The sequence below is a fragment of the Streptosporangium nanhuense genome (assembly GCF_059358815.1).
Genome location: NZ_JCADBG010000006.1, coordinates 317,725 through 336,982 on the forward strand (window position 1 = coordinate 317,725; position 19,258 = coordinate 336,982).

A 19,258-nucleotide genomic window follows, 5' to 3' on the forward strand; every position below is an offset into this window, starting at 1 on the left:
TCGGCGCTACTCGCCGGTGACCCCGTCGATCCGCTGGCGGATGATGTCGGCGTGGCCGTTGTGCCGGGCGTACTCCTCGATCATGTGGACGAGGATCCAGCGGAGCGAGACGTCCTGGTCGCGGCGCTGCGTCTTCCCCACGGTGTCCATGGGCAGCCCGGCGGACAGCTCGCGCGCGTGCTCGACCTCGCCTCGCCAGCGGGCGAACGCCTCCTCCGTCGTGCTGGTCTCCAGGGTGTCGAAGTCGCCGTCGGGATCGTCGTCGGAGTAGTAGAACGGTGCGACGCCCTCGCCGTTGAGGATGTTGCGGAACCAGTTGCGCTCCACCTCGGCCATGTGGCGGACCAGACCCAGCAGGGAGAGCGTGGACGGCTCGGCGGAACGCAGGCGAAGCTGCTCGTCCGAGAGCCCGGCACACTTCACGGCCAGGGTCTCCCGGTGCCAGTCGAGCCAGGAGTGCAGCATGGCGCTCTCGTCGGCGACGAAGGCGGGGTCAACGCGTGTGTCGGTCATGGCGTCCAATCCTGTCGGCGCGCGAGGCCGCTGTCATACCCTTTTCCGGCTGATCGGCCGGCGCGCCGTCAGCCGCCGACGGGAGACCACGACCCGCGTGAAGGCCCCGAGTCTCGTCCTGGTCACCGGCGGGCCGGAGGGCGCGTACGCATCGGTATATGTCAGTACTACTCGGTGTTCAGTCGCCACGTTCTACAACAAGTGAGACTCGGTCGTCCACCTGCCCTCAACAATCCCACCAGGGGCATATAGGCGAGTCCACAGAGCAAAGTAGGCAATTCAGCCCGCCGCGACCCCGGCCGGGCCGCCGTGACGACCCGGGCTCGACTAAGGAGGTGTCAATATTCGCCCGGGTCGATCGGTGGATTGGTGATGAAAATCGGGCACGCGGCCAAAGGTTTGTCATCGCAGGATTCAGGTCGAGTGCGGCTTTTCCTCGTTCGATCGAGACTGTTTCCCCGGTCGGTAATGGTTTCCCAACGGCCCGCGGCAAGGCCTCTTCCAGGTCGTGTTCGCCGCCGTTCCGGGATTCTCCGGTGCCCCGATTTACTGTGGAGGGGTTTCGGTGTTCGTCATGACGGCCTCCCGCGGTCGGTCGCGCCGAAAAGTGATCGAGCTGGATGGATCCGGAAAGAAGGCGTTCCCAGGTGCGCGCGAATTCAGAGAAGATACTTGTCGTCGGGGCCGGGGTAAGCGGGTTGACCACTGCGCTGTGCCTGGCCAGGGAAGGGTTTCGCGTCACCGTCGTCGCGGAGAGATTCGCGCCCGACATCGTCTCGGTCGTCGCGGGCGCGCTGTGGGAGTGGCCGCCGGCGGTGTGCGGTTACCACCACGACCAGATCTCCCTCGCTCGTTCCAAGAACTGGTGCCTCACCTCGTACGACATGTTCGAGAAGCTGGCCAGGGCCAAGGTTCCCGGGGTGGCCATGCGAAGGTCCAACTTCTATTTCAAGCACCCCGTCGAGGAGAGCCCGCACGATCTCCACAAGATGCGGGAGCTCGCGGGGAAGGTGCGCGGCTTCGTCCGCGACCGCTCGCTCGCCGAGCGCAACGGCATCAGTCCCGACTACGGCGTGGTCGACGCGTACTCGCACATGGCGCCCATGATCGACACCGATCAGTACATGGCGTGGCTGATGCGGCAGGTCAAGATCCACGGTGTGCGGGTCGAGCGGTACCGGGTCGAGGGGCTGCTGGCCGAGCGCAGGTCCGAGCTCCTCGACCGCTTCGACGCCGAGCTGATCGTCTGCTGCGCGGGTCTCGGCACCGCCGGGCTCCGCGGCATCGGCATGTACCCGCTGCGCGGCGCGCTGGTGCGGGTCCGCAACGACGGGCTGCGCGGGCGCCGGATCCGCGAGGCCCACTGCGTCTCCCACGACGAGCGGAACGCGGGCGAGCAGGACATCGTCTTCATCGTGCCGCGCAATCCGAAACTTCTCGTTCTCGGAGGGCTGGCGGAAAAGGACGAGTGGGATACCGGAATCAACCTGGAGAACCACGGTCCCGTACGGGAGATGTACGAGCGGTGCCTGGCCTTCATGCCCGCGTTGCGACACGCAAGGCTGGATCCCGACGAGCCGGTACGGGTGGGGCTGCGGCCGTTCCGGAACGAGAACGTCTGCCTCGAGTGGGACGACGAGGAAAAGGTCGTCTACAACTTCGCACACGGCGGAGCGGGATTCAGCTTTTCCTGGGGTTGCGCCCAGGAGGCCGTCGGCCTGGTGCGGGCGGCGACAGAGGACCGCGAGTACTCGTATTCCTTCTAGTGGACCAGCGGATTTCTCCAGAGAGTGGATGGGCGTCAAAAATGCGGAGAACCATCACGTGCTTCCTGATCGCGAACTCGGCCCTCGCGCTCACCGGGTGCCTGCCGTTCGGTGTCGCGAACACCGGTGTCGTGTCGTCGCGGCATTCCGGGACGCCCGTTCCTCATGAGCGTCCTCCCGCGCCTCGCGCCGAGCCCGCCCCGGTGTCGCGGTTTCCCCTCCTGCGTCCCGGCGACAGGGGGAACCAGGTCCAGGGGGTCCACCGGCGTCTCGACCGGCTGGGGTTCGGGCCGGGACAGGTCGGCGACGAGTACCGCCCCGCGATGCGCGCGGCCGTGTGGGCCTTCCAGAAGGCGAACGGGCTGCCTCCCACCGACCAGATCGACCCGCTGACCTGGCGGGCGCTCTCCCGTCCGGCGCGCCTGCGGCCGCTGGTGTCGTACGGGGAGCCCACGAGGGTGGAGATCGACCTGCGCCGCCAGCTGCTCACCGCGTGGCGGGACGGCAGGCCCGCGCTGGTCTCCCACATCTCGACCGGCAACGGCGAGCACTACTGCAAGAAGGGGAACTGCGGGGTCGCCGTCACGCCCACCGGGGACTTCCGCGCCTGGTTCCGGACGCCCGGATGGACCAGCGGGCCGCTGGGCGACCAGTTCTACACCATCTATTTCAACGAGGGCATCGGCTTCCACGGCTCGGAACGGGTTCCACGGCATCCCGCGTCCCACGGATGCATCCGGGTCCCGCTCCACAACGCCAAGGCGCTCTACGACATGACCCCGACGGGAACCCCGGTCTACGTCCGCCGCCCGGAGGCTCCCCGGCCTCCCGACCGCGCGAGGTCTCCGGAGCGCGTCACCTCTCCTGAGCGTGAGACGCCGGAGTCTCCCGGGCTCCCCGGACGGGACGCGGACCGGCCGAAGGCGCTTTGAGCCCCTTTGAGACCATTTGGGCCCCTTTGAGTCCGGCCGCCGGTCGCCCGGGAGCGGACGTCCCGCGCGCGAGGAGTGCGTCGATGCCGGCGACCCCTCGCCGCGCGGGGGTGTCATGCCGCGAGTCCCCGGGCCGCTCGGGGCTTGCAGGCCGCCCGTCGCTCATGTCGTGAAACTCCGTCACTTCAGGTGAATGAAGTTCAAGATCTTCGCAGACGTATGAGACAAGATCAGGAACCGGACGACGCAACGGCCCGGCGATCAGAGACGCATGTCGTGGGGGTGCTGGTCGTGACGGCCGGACAGCAGGATCTCTCGGAGGCTGCTTCTGAGCAGTTCGACGCCGTCGTCGTCGATCTGGAGATCGATCCGGACGACGGGTTCCACGTTCAGTTCCTTCGCGGCCTGCGCGGTGAAGTGGAAGGTCAGGCGGCCGGAGTCGATCCCGCAGTGGGTCACGCCGCCGTAGGTGGTGCCTGCCTGATCCTCTCACCCGGCTTGTACTCGGCCGCTTTCAGCTGATGGAAAAGGTCACCGAGGTCCTCGCCGTCTCGAACATGCTGGGAACCGTCCGCCATCCGATAGGTGACAGCGGTTATGCCGAAGGTGCCGAGCTGGCAGCGAAGGACGTCGACCTCCTGCCATCCGTCCGGAGCGCCGGCCTGCACGGTCCGCCCGATCTCGACACAGAGCTCATGGGTGCGGTCGGATGACATGCTCACCGGGCCTTTTCCATCGGGCGAACGAGAACAGGAGTTCGTTGGGCATCATCCCAGATGGTTACGTCTGATCATGCGTGCGCTCGAACACATCGCCCCACCTCGGCCGGCTCTCGTGGCGGCGACCGTACGAAGAGCCCTTGACCTCGGCTGGGATCCCTCACAGGCGGGCAGCGCCTTCGCCCTCAACCTCACCGAGGACGATCTGAGCGACGTGACGAACGGTCATCCGCCCCCTCACAGGAATCTCCTTTAGACCCGGCCGGCCGATTTGAAAGACACCCGCTTCAGGAAAGTTCTGGGTGACCTACAAGGACGCCAAGTATCGATCATCTCGCGTATGTCCCACACCTGGAGTTATCGGGAAGGGCAGCCCCGGCTTTGTGCCGCACACGCGGCAGCCACTAGAAACGGGATGTCCTCTTCACCGTGAATACCCAGGCCGCTGACGTGGGCTGACGCGATCGCGCGCACCTGGTGACACAACTCTTGATGACACCCTTCCGTACGGAAATCAGCGACGGAGGGAAAATCACCTCGCGACCTGGTTCGCCGTTGACCTGACCGTCAACGCCTGATTGTCGGTGCGGATCAATAGGCTTCGGCCCATGATCGACATTATGTTACGCGAGGCATTCGCATGAACGCCGTCCGGGAGCTCCTCGACCGCATCGAGGCGGGCTCGGTCACGCACCTCGTCACGCACCTGAACGGTCTCGGTGACGACGACAAGCGTGCGGTCGCCCGACACCTGCCCGCCCACCTGAGCGAACGCCGGCGTTCCGGGTTCGAGGCCGAGCAGCGGGTGAGCGAGCTGGCCCCCCTCTACCGTCTGGCCGGAGCGGCCTGCCTGGGGGGAGCCGAACAGGTGGCGAGCTGGCTCAACCGGCGTGAGCTGCGCCGGGTGGAGCCGGAGGCCGACGCCGCACGCGTCATGTCCGTGCTGAGCGACAGGCCGCAGGCGTGGCGGCGCGACCTGGCCGTACGCCTGGTGCGGCGGCTGGCGCCGACCACCGGCTCGACGTGGCGGCGCATACAGGCGCTGGGAAACTGGGATCTGGCGGCCGCGCTGGTGATCGAGACGGGCGCGGAGCCGCCGGAGAACGACGCGTTCGTGTCCGGGTGGGTGTTGCGCAAGGCCGAGCGGCAGCGGACGAACCGGAACCAGGTGCTCGCCGACGATCGGCTGCTCGACCACATGCTGCCCCGCCTGTTCCAGGCTCAGGGCGTGGCGGACGGGCTGACCTGGGACCAGGAGTGGCAAGAGGACCGCACCGTCCTCGGGCAGCTGGTCGCGATGGCCGGGACGGGCCGCGTGCCGCGCCGGGTTCTGCTCGACGGCTGTGCGAGCCGGTTCCTGGCCGGAGCCGACGCGGCCGAGGCGGCTCCCTTTGTCGCGCTGTGGCGGCGGTTGGAGCCGGAGGTGGCCGAGATCCCGGTGGCCGACTTCGTACGGATGTTGCCGTCGAGCTCCTCGCCCGTCGTGCAGCTCGCGTTGGAGGAGTTGCGAAGGGCGGAGCCGGCGCTCGACGGGGAGCTGTTCGCCGAGGCGGTCCAGGCGCTGGCGTACCGGCCGGAGAAGAAATACGTGGCGGCCGCGGTGAAGTGGATCGCTGCCGCGTCACCGTCCAGGGGCGCCCTCGCGGTGGCCGCGCTCGTGCCCGTCTTCGACGTCGACACGCCCAGCCTGCGCGAACGTGCGGTGCGTGTCGCGGTCAAGCTCGCCCCGCACACCGCTGAGCCCGACAGGGAGGCGATCCGCGAGGCGGCCGTCGGGCTGCCCGCCGACCTGCGCGAGCGGGTCGCCACCGCCTTCGGCGCGGTGAAGGAGATCCGGCCGGAGGCCGTGGCCGCCGCCGTCACACCGACCGCGACGCCGCTGCCCGCCCTGGCCCCGCCCGTGGCCTCGGTCGAGGAACTGGCCGCCGAGCTGGCCGCACGGCTCTGGCCGGAGGTGCCCGCGCGGTTCGAGCGCATCCTCGCCGCCCTGGTCGGTCTGACCCACCGGGACCGCGACGCCGTCGTGGCGGGGTTGCAGGCCTGGTGGCGGACGAACTGGCGGCATCCGTTCGACGCGCACACGTACGCGCGCGGCATTTCCGGCTTCGACGAGCACGTCCGTTTCCTGCTGGAGCGTTGCGCGCTGGCCGTCGTCTCGCCCGCCGACAGCCGCGCTCTGACCGCGGCGCTGAAGGAAGGCAACCGCTGGGCCAGCTCCGACCCCGCCCCGCAGCGATTCGTCCAGCGGCGTTTCCGTGAGGTCATGTCCCTGTTCGAACGGGGCGAGTCGATCCCCGTGCTGCTGGCCACGCCGACCTCGCCCACCGGGCACGTCGACGCCGCCACCCTGGTCGCGCGCATGGAGGAGCTGGGCGACACCGAGCCGCTGGAGTCCGACTTCCTGCAGGCGCTGCTGCGGTTGCCGCGCCACATCGATCCCGGGCTGGTGGTGCGGGCGGAGAAACTGCCGTCACGGGCGGGGCGGCGGCTGGCCACCTGCCTGCGCGACGGCGGGTTGCCCGAGCCCGCTGTGACCTGGGAGCTTCTGGCGTTCGACCGCCCGGAGTCCTACCACGAGTCGCTGCACGAGGCCCATGCCGGCCTCACGCCGCCCGAGGGGGTCTCCGGGCAGCTCGCCGAACTCTGGACCTTGAGCCCCAAGCCCGGCCATCCCCCCTTCTCCCGAGACATGGTGTGGTGGCCGCCCAGCATGCCGTCCCACCGTGAGGCCGTCGCGGCCCACGTCCTCGCGTGCCTGCCGTGGGTCATGGACAGCACCGACGGCCAGGTCGAGGTCGTGGCCGCCCTGGCGCACACCGGCGGCCCCGCGGGCATCGCGACCGCCGGCACGATCGTCATCGGCATGGGGCATCAGCTCCCCGCCCAGCGGGCGCTCGCCGCCGACGCGATCACCACCCTGGCCGCGTACGCCGAGCTGCCGGCGGCCGACCTCGGCCGGGCCGTGGGCCATATGGTCCGAGGCGATCAGGTCAAGCTCAACCGGGTCACCGGCGTGCTCGACGAGGTCACCTCGGCCGGGGCGCACGCCGAGGTGTGGTCCGTCATGACGGAGGCGATCCCGCTGCTGCTGCCCGGGCCCGGGGAGAAGGCCAGGGCCGGGCTGGGCGAGCTGCTCAAGGTCGCCGTGCGGGCGGCGGAATCGGCCGGGGCGCGAGGCGAGATGCCGGGGCTGGGGGACCTGGCCGCGCGCAAGGGCTCAAGCCAGCTGCTCCACCAGGCGCGACGCCTGCACGAGGTGATCGCGGGGTGATCACGGGGTGATCGTCCGCTCACAGGCCGACGCCGGGCCGTGCACGGGGTGATGCCGCGCTCACCTGGCCCGGCACCGGTCCCGGGCCAAGGAGGTCACCGGCAAATCCTGCCCCGCTCCGGCGTCCGACGGGCGTGGACTTTCATCCAGTGAAAGGTTTTCTGCTGTGCGATGACCGGCGGTTAGCATGACCGCCTTCTCGTGATTCAGGTTTCCGAACAATGCGGCCCTTCGGTGGGACCCCAGCTCGGCGCGGACGGTTGATGGGAGCGTGACCCGGTGGGCTACGGCGACCTTTTCGAACACGGCGCCACCGACGCCCTGGTGGGGCGCGCCAAGCAGGTCGGACGCATACGCGACTTCCTCGCCGCCACCGACCACGGCAGGGCGCTCCTGCTGTCGGGACAGCCGGGGGTGGGCAAGACGGCCCTGCTCAACGCCACGGCGAAAGCCGCGTCCTCGGCCGGAACGCGTGTCCTGCGTGCCGCCGGGGTCGAGTTCGAAGCCGACGTGAGCTACTCCGGGCTGAACCAGCTCCTCTTCCCCCTCTCCGAGGCGTTCGGCGATCTCGACAGCGCGCACAGCGAAGCCCTGCGTGTCGCGCTGGGCTTCAGCGGCGGACCACCACCGGACCGGCTTGTCGTGTCCAGCGCGACCTTGATGCTCCTGCGCCAGGTGGCCACCGCGGCCCCGCTGCTTCTCATCATCGACGACCTGCCCTGGGTGGACCGATCCAGCGCCGCCGTGCTGGGCTTTGTCTCGCGCAGGCTCGACGGCAGCCGTATCGGCTTCCTCGGCGCCATGCGCTCGGGGAGTGAGACCTTCTTCAATCGCGGCGGGCTGCCTGAGTACGAGGTGGCGCCGCTGGACGCGAAGTCGTCGAGGGCCCTGCTCGACGCACGCTTCCCCAACCTCGCCGAGCGGGTGCGTCAGCGATTGCTGGCCGTGGCCGAGGGGAACCCGCTGGCTCTGCTCGAGTTGCCGACGGCGCTGAGCGGGCAGCAGCGCGTGGCGCTGGAGAATCTCCCCGTGGTGCTGCCGCTCAGCCAGCGGCTCCAAGCGCTGTTCGTCTCCCGGGTCTCCAGCCTCCCGGCTGCCGCGCGGCGCCTGTTGCTGCTCGCGACGATGGACGGAACCGGTGACCTCGGGGTCTTGCAGGCATCGGCGCGGCAGGCCGGCCATGACGCCGATCTCGATGACCTCGCGCCCGCCGAGCGGGACCAGTTGGTGAACTTCGACGAGGGCACCCGGCGGCTCGTCTTCCGTCACCCGTTGATCCGCTCGGCGGTCGTGGACGCCTGCACCAGCGCCGAGCGCCGCGCGGCCCATCGTGCCCTGGCCCACGTACTGGCGCATCAGCCCGAGCGCCGGGCCTGGCATCTGGGGGAGGCGTCCGTCGAGCCGGACGAGCAGGTGGCCGCCCTGCTGGAACAGGCCGCGCGTCTCATCGCGGCGCGCGGAGACGCCGTCGGGGCGGTGGCGGCATTGGTGCGGGCCGCCGACCTGAGCCCCCGCGGTCCGGACCGTGCCCGCCGGCTGGCGGAGGCCGCCTACATCGGCGCCGACGCGACCGGGGAACTGCGCGGAGCGTCGGAGCTGCTCGAGAACGCGCGCCGGGCGGACTCGGACCTGACGGGCTCCCTGCACTCCGCCGCCGCCACCGTCTACCTGATCATCAACGGTGACGGAGACATCGACACCGCTCACCGCCTGCTGGTGGGCGCCATCGAGTCCGGCACACACCGGTACGACGCCAGGGACAACGCCCTCATCGACGCGGTCCACCTGCTGCTGCTCCTGTGTTTTTTCAGTGGCCGCGCGGAGATGTGGGCCCCCTTCTACACCGCGGTCGCCCGCCTGCAACCGGAGCCGCCCGCACTGCTGTCCGTGGCGGGCAAGACCTTCTCCGACCCGGCCCGTACGGGAGCCGCGGCTCTGGAACAGCTGCAGTCCGTCCTCAGTGAACTTCCCGAGGAGACCGACCCCGGCCGTATCGTCCGAATCGGCACCGCGTCGCTCTACCTCGACCGGCTGGCAGACCTTCGTGAGCCCTCCTGGAAAGTCGTCCTCCAGGGGCGGGACGGCGGCCCGGCGCGCAGACACCTCGGCGCGCTGATGCACCTGTGCCTGGACGACTACCTGACCGGCAGGTGGGACGAGTGCGTGGAACTGGCCGACGAAGGACTCCAGTTGTGCGAGGACTCCGGCTACCAGTTCTTCACCTGGTACTTCTGGTACTGCCGAGCCGTCGTCGCCGCCGCCCGAGGGGACGACGACACGGTCGCCCTCCTCACCGGCCAGATCACCCGCTGGGCGACGCCTCGGGGGGTCGGGACGGCGCTGCACTACGCCCGGCAGGTACGCACGGTCGCGGCTCTGGGACGCGGCGACTTCGAAGGCGCCTATCAGCACGCGACGGCGATCAGCCCCGCGGGTACCTTCGCCTCCCATGTCCCGCACGCCCTGTGGGTGGCGATGGACCTCGTCGAGGCCGCGGCCCGCACCAACCGCCGGGCGGAGGCGGTCGCCCACGTGCACGCCATGCGGGAGAGCGGCATCGGGGGGCTCTCCCCACGGCTCGCTCTTCTCGCCGGCGGCTCAGCGGCGCTGTGTGCCGCCGAGGACGAGGAGGCGGTACGCCTCTTCGACACGGCGCTGGCCGTGCCGGGCGTCGAGCGGTGGCCGTTCGATCTGGCGCGGGTGCGGCTCGCCTACGGTGAAAGGCTCCGGCGAGCGCGGGCGAACGCGGACTCCAGGGGGCCGCTGAGTCTGGCACACGACGCCTTCACCCTGCTCGGCGCCCGTCCCTGGGCGGAGCGGGCGTCCAAGGAACTGCGTGCCACCGGATGGGTCGCGCCGAGAGCCGCCGCCGCGGGCGGCAGGGTGCTCACGCCGCAGGAGCGGGAGATAGCGGATCTGGCCGCATCCGGCCTGAGTAACAAGCAGATCGCCGAGCGGCTCTATCTCTCGCACCGGACCGTCGGCGCGCACCTCTACCAGATCTTTCCCAAGCTCGGGATCACCTCCCGAGCCGCGCTCCGCGACGCGCTCTCGGCCTTGGACGAATGACGCCGGAGGTGTCCGTCCAGGTGGAGCAGGCTTTCGGGGCCGGTCCTGCGGGCCACGGCGCGGCCCTTCCGGCGCACGCCTGTCTGCCTGCGCACGCCTGTCTGCCTGCGCACGCCTGTCTGTCTACGCACGCCCGTTTGCCTGCGCACGCCCGTCTGCCCAACCGCCGCTGCCCGCGCCGCCGGTCCTCGGTCCGTCGCCGAGGGGACCGGCGGTGACCCGCAGCGGACGGCTGCCCTTCGGGCCGTCCACCATGGCCGCGATGGCCTCGGCTGTCTGGGCGACGTCCGCGTGGGTGCCGGCCTGCTCCGCCAGGGTCACGTCCACGTGGTGGACCAGACCGGGATACCGGCCCTCGTAGGCTTCGGCGGTCTCGGTGTCATCCGGATAGACCAGGTGCGGGTGCTGCTGGTCGGTGTCAGGCATGAGCGAGCCGGAGACGACGATCGAGGTCTCTATCCCGAAGCCGGTCAGCTCTTTCGCGTAGCTCGCCGCGAGATGGTCGATCACCGTGACGGCCTCGGAGTGCAGGGCGAGGTAGGGAGCCACATCGGTACGGTGGCCGGAGGGCACGACCCAGACCAGCAGGCCGTCCTGGCGCTCGCGCATCTGCGGCAGCACGGCACGGTTCACCCGCTGGGTGGACAGCACATGCGCGTCGTAGATCTGCGCCAACTGGTAGGGGGTGAAGGACTCGACGGGTCCCCGGGGTACCGGTCCCATGGTGTGGATCACCACATCGATCCGTCCGGCTTCCGCGGTGATGTCCCTGACCGCGGCGGAGACCGAGCGCTGATCGGAGATGTCGAGCGCGAGGGGACGCAGCCGCGTGTCCCGCGTGCGGACGTCCCCGTCCAACTCGGCGAGGCCGCCGGGCGAACGGCCGGAGGCGGGCCCGATTCCGGCGTAGGCGGTGTGACCGGCCCCGGCCAGTGCCCGCGCGGTCGCCGCCCCGAGGCCGCTGGAAGCCCCGGTGACAAGAACGATCTTCGACATCATGCTCCCCGGCGGATGACGGGGGCGGCGAGGCGACCGTGGGCAGGGCGAGCGCCGGGCTGTGGAACGGCACCGGCGGATGCCCGGCATCTCACGTTCTCCGTCGCGGTCGCTGTCGATCCCCGCCCGTCCACGTTGCTTTCCATACGAGACCTCGCCCAACGTCCGTCACGCGGTGGGCGGGGCACTTCGCCCCCCGCCCGAGCTATCCGCTCGGCGGGTGAGGTGAGGCCCTGCCCGACAGGTGCGACGCGCACCTGACCACGTGGCCAGTGTCGGTGCCGCGGGACCGGCCCGCCTAAGTCAAACGACTGTGCGAGAGACTGCGGTTCACGCCGCCTCGCGACAGGGGGCGCGTGAATGGTCGCCCGGCACCGGGGTTCCGGCCCCGAACACCGTCAGCACGCTGATTCCGACGGTCGTGGCGGGCACGGCGTCTTGCGCACGTGGCCGTCGAGCACCACCCGCCGCAATTCCCGGCCGGTCGCCAGGGACCCGCGAACGGGGACCGGGACGCCGCGCGGGATCCGGGCCACGTACAAGCGGTCACGCACCTGACCTGCTCGTGTCGACGCCCATCGCCGTCTCACGCGTCCCGGCGGTGACCCGTGGCGGCCCCACCCCGTCGTGGGTCCCCAGGGAGGCGGGGCCTCGGTTCGTTCACGCGCACGGAGGGCACGACGGCCGGCCCGACGTGGGCGAAAGCCAGGCCGGGCCGCCTTCGAGACCCGCGTTGGGTACGGCTGACCTGTGGAAACACCGGCGGGCTGTTGAAACGACTGTCCGGCACAGCATGACGGTGCGGGTTTCCGGTGGCCATTCGACAGATGCGGACGGGGCGGGTCCGCCGACACTCTGGAGAAGCGCCGCAGGATGCACTCGACGTGCATCGGGGGCGGCTCGCAGGGAGCGATGGTCCTGCCGATCCATCTCCACCACCGCGCCCCCCGCGGACAGGCGTATTTGCGCTCAACAAGCGACAACCCATCCCTCAAGGAGAAACCGATGTTCAACCGTCATGCTTTCCGTATCGCCGTCGTCGGCGCGACCGGGGCCGCCCTCGCCGTCGCTATGACCCCCTTCGCGTCGGCCGCGTCCTCCCCCAAGACGACCTCGAAGCCGACCGTCGTCCTGGTCAACGGCGCCTGGTCCGACCCGGCCAGCTGGAGCGGCGTGATCAAGCGCCTGCAGACCAAGGGATACCCGGTCACCGCCCCTCCCACGGCCCTGCGTAGCCTCTCCGACGACTCGGCCTACCTGGCCTCCTACCTCAAGACCATCCAGGGCCCCGTCGTCCTGGTCGGCCACTCCTACGGCGGATCCGTCATCACCAACGCCGTCACGGACAACGCCAAGGTCAAGGCCCTGGTCTACATCTCGGCCTTCGCGCCGGACAAGGGCGAGAGCGTCGTGGACCTGACCGCGAAGTTCCCCGGCACCCACATCACCACCGACCCCCACGCGGCCATCCCCACCGCCCTCACCCCCGTCCCCTTCACCCTGGCCGACGGCACCGCCGGAGTCGACCTGTATGCCAGGGCCGACAAGTACCGGGACCTGTTCCTGAGCGACCGCCTCGGCAGCAAGGTCGCCGCCGAACTCGCCGCCACGCAGAGCCCCGCCGCCCCGCACGCCCTCGACGAGGCGTCCGGCGCGCCCGCGTGGAAGACCATTCCCTCCTGGTATCTCGTCTCCAACGACGACCACCTGATTCCCCCGGCGGCCCAGCGGTTCATGGCCGCCCGAGCCCGCGCCCACACCGTCAAGGCCGACACCCCCCACGCCGCACAGGTGACCAACCCGGAGATCGTCACCGACCTCATCGAGAAGGCCGCCGCGACCACCCGCTGACAACGAGCACCGGCCATGGCATCGCCGGTCGGCCCGACGCACTCCGCCGACCGGCGCATCGACCGCGCCACGGGGAACAGCGAGGCCGCCCGGCGGTGCTGTCCGATCGCCGTTCGCAGGTGACGGAGGCCGGCGACGCCGTGGTCCGGCAGGACGCCTTCCGGGACCGCGGCTTCGAAAGAATCGCGGCCTTGGAACGGGCGCCGTTCGAGTTCGTCAGCGGAGGGCGTGGGAAATTCCCCGGGCAGCCGCCTGAACGGAGGGAACAAGCGACCGGGGGGATTGGCTGCCCACCCGGAAACAAATGGACACGGCTGCCACCACCGAACCGTTCACCCCGTAGACCGGCGCCCCGACGCAGTGGATGTCCGACCTCACCATTCTTTCGCTGGTGGAATAGCCCTCCCTGCGGACACCGGCCAAAATCGAGCGGAGCCGGGCAGGGTCGGTGACGGTGTTCCTGGTGTAGCGAGGCAGTGGGTTGCTCAGATACTCCTCTCGTACGGCGCCGGGGGCGTGGGCGAGCAACACCAGCCCCGCTCCCGTGGCGAACGCGCCGAACCGGCCCCCTGCCCGGCTGTCGGCCTGCGGGGCGTTGGGCGCGCTCAGACGTTCCAGGAAGACGACGTCCAGGTGATCCCGCACGGAAAGATGGATGTGTTGTTCTTTCGTGGCGTCGTACAGGTCCTGCAGGAACGGCAGGGCGACATTCCGCAGGGCGAAGCCGCGGGGCGCGAGGGTGGCCACCTCCCACAGCCGCAGGCCCACCCGGTAGCGACGGTCGGGGCCGCGTTCCAGGGCCCCCCACTCGACGAGTTCGGCGGCACGACGATGGACGGTGGGCAGCGAAAGGCCCGTCCGCCTCGACAGTTCGGTGAGCGTCAGTGCGGGAGCCTCATGGGAGAACGCTCCGAGCAGAGCCAGGACCTTGTCGGTCACCGACATGTTGTGCTCGTTGGACATGTTGCCCGCCTTCGTGCGCGATGGTTTCCGCGCCGTTCCATGGGTGCTTGATCAGCCACCCGAAGACAAATGTAGTTCGATGGGCGAGAGGCCGTGCCGACGGAGTGGCCTGGTGGGACACCTCGCCGCACCGCCCGACGCGATCGATCGGACGACGGTCGAACGGCACCGCGTTTCAGGCGGAGTCCAGGACCGGGGCCCTCGCCTCATCCACCGAAGCCGACGCGCACCTGCTCGGTGAAGTGGTCCTCGAACAGCGTCCGGTCCCGGCGGTCCACCGAGACCGCGTAGGTGGTGACGCGTTCGCTGATCAGCGCGCGGTCCTCCAGGCGCCGGACGCGGGCAGCCAGGTCGGTATCGACGGTCATGGAGTTCTCCACAATTCTAGGGATGGTTCCATCCCTGGCAAGAACGTACGACATCGGATTATCCGAATCAACTTAATCTGATTGGTGATGGTTTGTCGTAGGATGACCAGATGTCCGCCGAGAACGAGACCGACGCCGAGGCCGAGGCTGCCGCTTCGAGCGTGGCGCACGCCGATCTGACATGGCTGACCCATCGCGCCGCCGCGGTGCTGGCCGATGCCTTCAACGAGGTGTCGAGAGAGGCCGGACTGGCCGATCTCCGCGACTGGCTGGTGCTCGCCCTGGTCTCCGACGGCCCGGAACGCACCCAGATGGAGATCGCCACCGAACTCGGCATCGACAAGACCACGCTGGTGTCGATCCTCGACCGTCTGGAACGCGGCGGCCTCGTCGTCCGCAAGGTCTCCGAGCGCGACCGCCGGGTGCGGATCCCCGAGGCGACCGCGAAGGGCGTCGAGGTCAAGGCCCAGGTCTCCGTCGCCCGGGAGACCGCGGTCGGCCGCCGGCTCGCCGCCATCCCGCGACACGAGCACGCGAGGTTCCACGCGATGCTCTGGAGCATTGTGGAGGGTTCTCCCCGGGTTCGGCCCGCCGAGTGATCACGGCCGGGGCGACCCGCCTCGCTCCCGGCGGGACGTGGCGTCGTCCCCGTTGCCCGGGAAGCCTCGGCTCCTAGTACATCGAGATGTGCGGATGGTCGAAGTGGTTGGCCGTGATGCCGCCGCGGTTGGACATGAAGTTCCAGCCGGAGCCGTGGTTGATGCGCTGGCGCCAGATCACGTACTTCACGCCGAGCCTGGCCTTGTTCTTGATGGCCCAGGCGGCGATCTCGTCGCCGAGCGCGATGTTGGCGGCCGAGGGCATCGTGCCGCCGGTGCTCATCATGAAGTCGCACGCGCGGCCCAGCGGGTGCTCGCCGCCGTCGTTGGCGGACCGGTAGCAGCCGACGGAGTACGGGAGGCTGAAGCGCCGCATGACGGCGTCGCGCATGATCCGGGTGCGGTCGGTGATGTTGTCGGCGCCGGTGGGGAGCTGCGGGGCCCAGGTGCCGTCGGAGCGGCGGCCGGAACCGGTGGGGGCGAGGCGGTCGAGCCTGTCCTTGACGTCGCGGATCACGTCCTCGGCCTTCTCGCGCTGGCCCTCGACCTCCTTGGCCTCCTCGCCGATCTCGTCGGTGAGCCTGGACGCCGTCTCCGAGGCCTTCTTCCTGCGTTCGAGGCTGTCGGCGAAGCCGTCCAGGTAGGCGGTCTGCTGGGCGGTGAGCTGCTCCATCACCGCGGCGGCGCCCATGTCGCCGGAGAACATCAGCGCGGGCAGCCCTCCGCTGCTGCTGGTCTGGTAGCGCAGCTGCACGATGGTGTCGACCTGCCTCTTGGCCTCGACGTAGGTCTCCTCGGCCTTCTTCAGGTTCTGCTTGGCGACGGTCTCGGCCTTCTGCGCCTTCCTGAGAGACTCGCGTTTGGCGGCGTAGGTCTCGATCAGCCCGTCGAGCTTCTTGCCGAGTTTGGCCAGGTCGGCGCGGAGCTTGGCCTCGGTCGGCTTGGGTTCCGCGCTTCCCGCGGTGGGGGCGCCGATGGTGAACGCCGCGATCGAGCTCAGACAGAGGGCCAGAGCGGCATGCCGACGGAACGTGGGGGACGAGGCCGCCACGAACTCTCCTCTCCTTGCGCCTGCCGGGTTAGCTGACGGGTTCGGGCTGGAGGAAGCCCTTCCACCGAAGTGGTTTCACCCCAGGTGCGGTGGTTCCCCGGCTCCCGGGCGAGGCGCCCGGGATTAGGCATATCAGCGTTTGAAGCCGATGTGGGAAGGATAGTAGTGGTAAACAGCAGGTCATGCGACCTCAAGACGAGACCAAGCGGTAATCACTTCGTGATGACAGAGCGCAGGAGATGTGCTGTTCCCTCGGGTGACACGTCGTTCACGAACGCGCCCATGGCCGACTCCGACCCGGCGAGGTATTTCAGCTTGTCCGGCGCGCGGCGGATGCTGAACAACTCCATGTGCGCGTACGACAGATCGCGGCCGGTGGAGACCGGCGCCTGGTGCCAGGCGGCGATGTAGGGCATGGGCACGCCGAACAGCCCGTCGAGGCGGCGGAGCACGTCGGTGTAGAGGGGGCCGAACGCCGCGCGCTCCCCGGCCTCCAGCGCGACCAGGTCGGGAACCTGGCGGTGCGGGTAGAGGTGGACCTCCACCGGCCAGCGCGCCGCCGCCGGGACGAACGCCGTCCAGTGCTCGTTCGAGGCCACCACCCGGACCCCTGCCTCCCGCTCCGCGGCCAGGACGTCGGCGAACAGGTTGCCGCCGGTCCGCTCCCGGTGGCGCTCGGCCGCCCCGAGTGTCAGCCTGGTGCGCGGGGTCACGTAGGGGTACGCGTAGATCTGGCCGTGCGGGTGGGCCAGGGTGATGCCGATCTCCGCTCCCCGGTTCTCGAAGCAGAACACCTGCTCCACGCCCGGCGTCGCCGACAGCTCCGCCGTACGGTCGACCCAGGCCTCCATGACCAGCTCGACCTGCTCGGGGGAGAGCCGTGAGAACGACGAGTCGTGCTCGGAGGTGAAGCAGACCACCTCGCACCTGCCGGTCCCCGGGCGGATCTCGCTCAGCCCGCCGATCTCCCGGTGCTCGCCCGGCTGGGCGGAGAACGAGGGGAACCGGTTCTCGAAGACCACCACGTCGTAGTCGGCGGCGGGCACCTCGGTCAGGTTGCCGGGGGTGGAGGGGCAGAGGGGGCACTCGCTGGCCGGGGGCAGGAAGGTGCGGCCCTGGCGGTGGCCCGCCACCGCGATCCACTCCTCGGTCAGCGGGTCGTAGCGCAGCTCGGAGGCGGCGGGGCGGGGCGGCAGGTCGCGCCTGTCGGCTGCGCCGCGGTCGGCGTCGTCGCGCCGGTCGAAGTAGATGAGCTCCCGGCCGTCGGCCAGGTGGGTGATCGTGCGTTTCATCGGCCGGCGATCTCGCTCTCTCGCTGGGGTTCGGTGATGATCAGTTCGCCCGCCGAGGTGGCGAGCTCCTCGCGGGCCTCCTCGGTCAGGCCGGAGTCGGTGACCACGATGTGGGCCTCGGCCAGCTGGGCGATCGTGCTGATGCCGACCGTGCCCCACTTGGTGTGGTCGGCGAGCACCACCAGGCGGTGCGCGGAGGCGACCAGCGCGCGGTTGGTCTCGGCCTCGATCAGGTTGGGGGTGGTGAACCCGGCGCGGGTGCTCATCCCGTGCACGCCGAGGAAGAGGGTGTCGACGTGCAGCCCGCGGATCGCCGAGACCGCGACCGGGCCGACCAGGGCGTCGGAGGGGGTGCGGACCCCGCCGGTCAGCACGACCGTGCGGTCGGCCCTGGGGGAGCGGTGGAAGACGTCGGCGATCCGGACCGAGTTGGTGATCACGGTCAGCTCGGGCACGTCGGTCACGTGGTGGGCGAGCGTCCAGGTTGTGGTCCCCGCGGAGAGCGCGATCGCCGTGGCGGGCCGGACGAGCCGGGCGGCGTGCTGGGCGATCGTCTCCTTCTCCGCCTGCTGGCGCGCGGACTTGGCGGCGAAGCCCGGTTCCTCGGTCGAGCCGGGCCCGGCGGCGGTGGCGCCGCCGTGGACCTTCTCCACCAGGCCGCGCTCGGAGAGCACCTCGAGGTCGCGCCGGATCGTCATGTCGGACACGCCGAGCTCCCGGACGAGGTCGGCGACCCTGACCCCGCCGCTGCTGCGCACCCTCTCCAGGATCGCCTGCTGCCGCTGCTGGGCAAGCATTGACCACTCCCCTTAATCCACCAGATTCCACCAAATTAGCACGGTCGGCGTGCGGAACGTTGTTGAGTCTTGGTGACTATCCGCTCACGGTCATCCAAGCTCGGCCGCGCCCCACGGTCGCTCAAGCTCACCCGCGATTCGCATCGCTCAAGCTCACCCGCGATTCACAGTCGCCCGAGCTCGGCCGCGATGTTCGCTCTCGCCGCCTCCTCCGGGCCGGAGACCCGGAAGATCACCGGGAGGTCGAGCAGCGAGCGCAGCACGGCGGCCCTCCCGGCCCTGAACGCGTCGTCGGGGACGAAGCCGTACTCCTCGCGTACGGCCGCCGCGTATCGGGCGTAGGCCTGCGGGGACGCGCCCAGGATCGCCAGGTCCGCGTCGGACAGCACGGCCCCGTCCGCGTCGCCGGGCGCGGGGTCGTGTGTGACGGTCAGCCTGACCAGCCGGGCGACCGTGGCCACGGCCTCCGGGGACAGTCCCATCTCCGGCAGCGCGCGCTCGGCCAGCCCCGCGCTCCGCTCCTCGTTGTCGCCGCGACGGGGGTCGTAGACGGCGTCGTGGAACCAGGCCGCCAGCCGTACGAGGTCCGGATGCTCGGCGTGATCGGCCAGGGCGTCGATGTGGGTGAGCACCGCCTCCAGGTGGGCGGTCGTGTGGTACCTGCGGTGCGGCTCGTCGTACCGGGTGATCAGTTCGCCGCCGAGGGGGTCGGCCCCGAGGCCGGCCAGGGATCGCCAGCGGGCCATCAGCTTCTCGCTCATGGACGGAGCCTAGGACCCGGCCGGGTGCGGGGTGCGGGGTGCGGGGTCGATCGCATGTTCGCACCGGGGTGCGGAGCGGCGGGCCCGGGGAAAAACCGGGGCAAGGGCGGGGAAACACGGTTCACCGGAGTCGGACGGATCGTCGTCCGGGCCTTGTGCGACCGCCGTTCCGGGAGGAATGTGAAGGTCTGAGCCGGTGAGATCGGGTCCCGGGAACCTCGGCGAAAGGGTGGTCGGCATGGGCAGGAGAGCGCGTAAGGCCAAGGCCCGCAGGAAGCGCAAGGCCAACCACGGCAAGCGGCCCGCCTAG

The 19,258-nt window shown here is 70.0% G+C and carries 16 protein-coding genes, 1 pseudogene and 1 riboswitch; of the genes and pseudogenes, 8 read left to right on the top strand and 9 right to left on the bottom strand.

What is annotated here, in order from left to right; translation table 11 throughout:
• Positions 1-6: 6 nt before the first annotated feature.
• Positions 7-513, bottom strand: a complete 507-nt coding sequence (locus AC5L38_RS15040) for a DinB family protein (protein WP_495243404.1) — start codon at positions 511-513, stop codon at positions 7-9.
• Between the two features lie 620 nt (positions 514-1,133).
• Here AC5L38_RS15040 and AC5L38_RS15045 point away from each other — a divergent pair.
• Positions 1,134-2,279 carry an FAD-dependent oxidoreductase gene (locus AC5L38_RS15045; RefSeq protein ID WP_495243405.1) on the top strand — a complete coding sequence of 382 codons (1,146 nt, stop codon included), beginning with the start codon at positions 1,134-1,136 and terminating at the stop codon, positions 2,277-2,279.
• A 41-nt stretch (positions 2,280-2,320) separates the two neighbouring features.
• Entirely contained in the window at positions 2,321-3,211 is an 891-nt protein-coding gene (locus AC5L38_RS15050) for a L,D-transpeptidase family protein (protein ID WP_495243406.1), read from the top strand.
• A 261-nt stretch (positions 3,212-3,472) separates the two neighbouring features.
• Here the strand turns inward: AC5L38_RS15050 and AC5L38_RS15055 are convergent.
• Positions 3,473-3,688 (bottom strand): annotated as a pseudogene (locus AC5L38_RS15055) (Imm10 family immunity protein); the annotation flags it as partial.
• A gap of 44 nt (positions 3,689-3,732) precedes the next feature.
• On the opposite strand from AC5L38_RS15055, the gene AC5L38_RS15060 reads away from it, so the two are divergent.
• The 3 genes from AC5L38_RS15060 (at position 3,733) to AC5L38_RS15070 (ending at position 10,270) form a co-directional block, all read left to right on the top strand.
• Entirely contained in the window at positions 3,733-3,924 is a 192-nt protein-coding gene (locus AC5L38_RS15060) for a hypothetical protein (RefSeq protein WP_495243407.1), read from the top strand.
• Between the two features lie 646 nt (positions 3,925-4,570).
• Positions 4,571-7,201: a hypothetical protein gene (locus tag AC5L38_RS15065; RefSeq protein ID WP_495243408.1), complete on the top strand. Its 2,631-nt coding sequence runs from the start codon at positions 4,571-4,573 to the stop codon at positions 7,199-7,201.
• 279 nt (positions 7,202-7,480) lie between these two features.
• Entirely contained in the window at positions 7,481-10,270 is a 2,790-nt protein-coding gene (locus AC5L38_RS15070; protein ID WP_495243409.1) for a helix-turn-helix transcriptional regulator, read from the top strand.
• Between the two features lie 123 nt (positions 10,271-10,393).
• On the opposite strand, the gene AC5L38_RS15075 is transcribed toward AC5L38_RS15070, so the two are convergent.
• Positions 10,394-11,266, bottom strand: coding sequence for an SDR family NAD(P)-dependent oxidoreductase (locus AC5L38_RS15075; protein WP_495243410.1), 873 nt, complete (start codon positions 11,264-11,266; stop codon positions 10,394-10,396).
• Positions 11,267-12,271: 1,005 nt separating this feature from the next.
• On the opposite strand from AC5L38_RS15075, the gene AC5L38_RS15080 reads away from it, so the two are divergent.
• On the top strand, positions 12,272-13,117 hold the full coding sequence (locus AC5L38_RS15080; protein ID WP_495243411.1) for an alpha/beta fold hydrolase: 846 nt from the start codon (positions 12,272-12,274) through the stop codon (positions 13,115-13,117).
• A 216-nt stretch (positions 13,118-13,333) separates the two neighbouring features.
• Here the strand turns inward: AC5L38_RS15080 and AC5L38_RS15085 are convergent, their stop codons facing one another.
• Entirely contained in the window at positions 13,334-14,080 is a 747-nt protein-coding gene (locus tag AC5L38_RS15085; RefSeq protein WP_495243412.1) for an IclR family transcriptional regulator, read from the bottom strand.
• 206 nt (positions 14,081-14,286) lie between these two features.
• The gene (locus AC5L38_RS15090) at positions 14,287-14,448 is read right to left on the bottom strand and encodes a nuclear transport factor 2 family protein (RefSeq protein WP_495243413.1); all 162 of its coding nucleotides are present in this window, start codon (positions 14,446-14,448) and stop codon (positions 14,287-14,289) included.
• A gap of 110 nt (positions 14,449-14,558) precedes the next feature.
• Between AC5L38_RS15090 and AC5L38_RS15095 the strand changes: the two genes are divergently transcribed.
• Positions 14,559-15,047, top strand: coding sequence for a MarR family winged helix-turn-helix transcriptional regulator (locus AC5L38_RS15095; protein ID WP_495243414.1), 489 nt, complete (start codon positions 14,559-14,561; stop codon positions 15,045-15,047).
• A gap of 73 nt (positions 15,048-15,120) precedes the next feature.
• On the opposite strand, the gene AC5L38_RS15100 is transcribed toward AC5L38_RS15095, so the two are convergent.
• The 4 genes from AC5L38_RS15100 to AC5L38_RS15115 form a co-directional block, all read right to left on the bottom strand.
• The gene (locus AC5L38_RS15100) at positions 15,121-16,098 is read right to left on the bottom strand and encodes a coiled-coil domain-containing protein (protein WP_495243415.1); all 978 of its coding nucleotides are present in this window, start codon (positions 16,096-16,098) and stop codon (positions 15,121-15,123) included.
• A gap of 3 nt (positions 16,099-16,101) precedes the next feature.
• A riboswitch (cyclic di-AMP (ydaO/yuaA leader) is annotated at positions 16,102-16,238 on the bottom strand.
• A 72-nt stretch (positions 16,239-16,310) separates the two neighbouring features.
• Positions 16,311-17,390, bottom strand: coding sequence for a galactose-1-phosphate uridylyltransferase (galT, locus tag AC5L38_RS15105; protein WP_495243416.1), 1,080 nt, complete (start codon positions 17,388-17,390; stop codon positions 16,311-16,313).
• Positions 17,387-18,187 carry a DeoR/GlpR family DNA-binding transcription regulator gene (locus AC5L38_RS15110; protein WP_495243417.1) on the bottom strand — a complete coding sequence of 267 codons (801 nt, stop codon included), beginning with the start codon at positions 18,185-18,187 and terminating at the stop codon, positions 17,387-17,389. Before AC5L38_RS15110 ends, galT begins: the two co-directional genes overlap by 4 nt.
• A gap of 164 nt (positions 18,188-18,351) precedes the next feature.
• The gene (locus AC5L38_RS15115; protein ID WP_495243418.1) at positions 18,352-18,948 is read right to left on the bottom strand and encodes an HD domain-containing protein; all 597 of its coding nucleotides are present in this window, start codon (positions 18,946-18,948) and stop codon (positions 18,352-18,354) included.
• A gap of 196 nt (positions 18,949-19,144) precedes the next feature.
• Between AC5L38_RS15115 and AC5L38_RS15120 the strand changes: the two genes are divergently transcribed.
• A complete protein-coding gene (locus tag AC5L38_RS15120) occupies positions 19,145-19,258 on the top strand; it encodes a 50S ribosomal protein bL37 (RefSeq protein WP_495243419.1) in 114 nt (37 codons plus the stop codon).

Bases quoted from the DNA above. Each gene is read 5' to 3' on its own strand.
- AC5L38_RS15040 (WP_495243404.1), bottom strand. From the start codon at position 513: ATGACCGACACACGCGTTGACCCCGCCTTCGTCGCCGACGAGAGCGCC.
- AC5L38_RS15045 (WP_495243405.1), top strand. From the start codon at position 1,134: ATGGATCCGGAAAGAAGGCGTTCCCAGGTGCGCGCGAATTCAGAGAAG.
- AC5L38_RS15050 (WP_495243406.1), top strand. From the start codon at position 2,321: ATGCGGAGAACCATCACGTGCTTCCTGATCGCGAACTCGGCCCTCGCG.
- AC5L38_RS15060 (WP_495243407.1), top strand. From the start codon at position 3,733: ATGGAAAAGGTCACCGAGGTCCTCGCCGTCTCGAACATGCTGGGAACC.
- AC5L38_RS15065 (WP_495243408.1), top strand. From the start codon at position 4,571: ATGAACGCCGTCCGGGAGCTCCTCGACCGCATCGAGGCGGGCTCGGTC.
- AC5L38_RS15075 (WP_495243410.1), bottom strand. From the start codon at position 11,266: ATGTCGAAGATCGTTCTTGTCACCGGGGCTTCCAGCGGCCTCGGGGCG.
- AC5L38_RS15080 (WP_495243411.1), top strand. From the start codon at position 12,272: ATGTTCAACCGTCATGCTTTCCGTATCGCCGTCGTCGGCGCGACCGGG.
- AC5L38_RS15085 (WP_495243412.1), bottom strand. From the start codon at position 14,080: ATGTCCAACGAGCACAACATGTCGGTGACCGACAAGGTCCTGGCTCTG.
- AC5L38_RS15090 (WP_495243413.1), bottom strand. From the start codon at position 14,448: ATGACCGTCGATACCGACCTGGCTGCCCGCGTCCGGCGCCTGGAGGAC.
- AC5L38_RS15095 (WP_495243414.1), top strand. From the start codon at position 14,559: ATGTCCGCCGAGAACGAGACCGACGCCGAGGCCGAGGCTGCCGCTTCG.
- galT (WP_495243416.1), bottom strand. From the start codon at position 17,390: ATGAAACGCACGATCACCCACCTGGCCGACGGCCGGGAGCTCATCTAC.
- AC5L38_RS15110 (WP_495243417.1), bottom strand. From the start codon at position 18,187: ATGCTTGCCCAGCAGCGGCAGCAGGCGATCCTGGAGAGGGTGCGCAGC.
- AC5L38_RS15115 (WP_495243418.1), bottom strand. From the start codon at position 18,948: ATGAGCGAGAAGCTGATGGCCCGCTGGCGATCCCTGGCCGGCCTCGGG.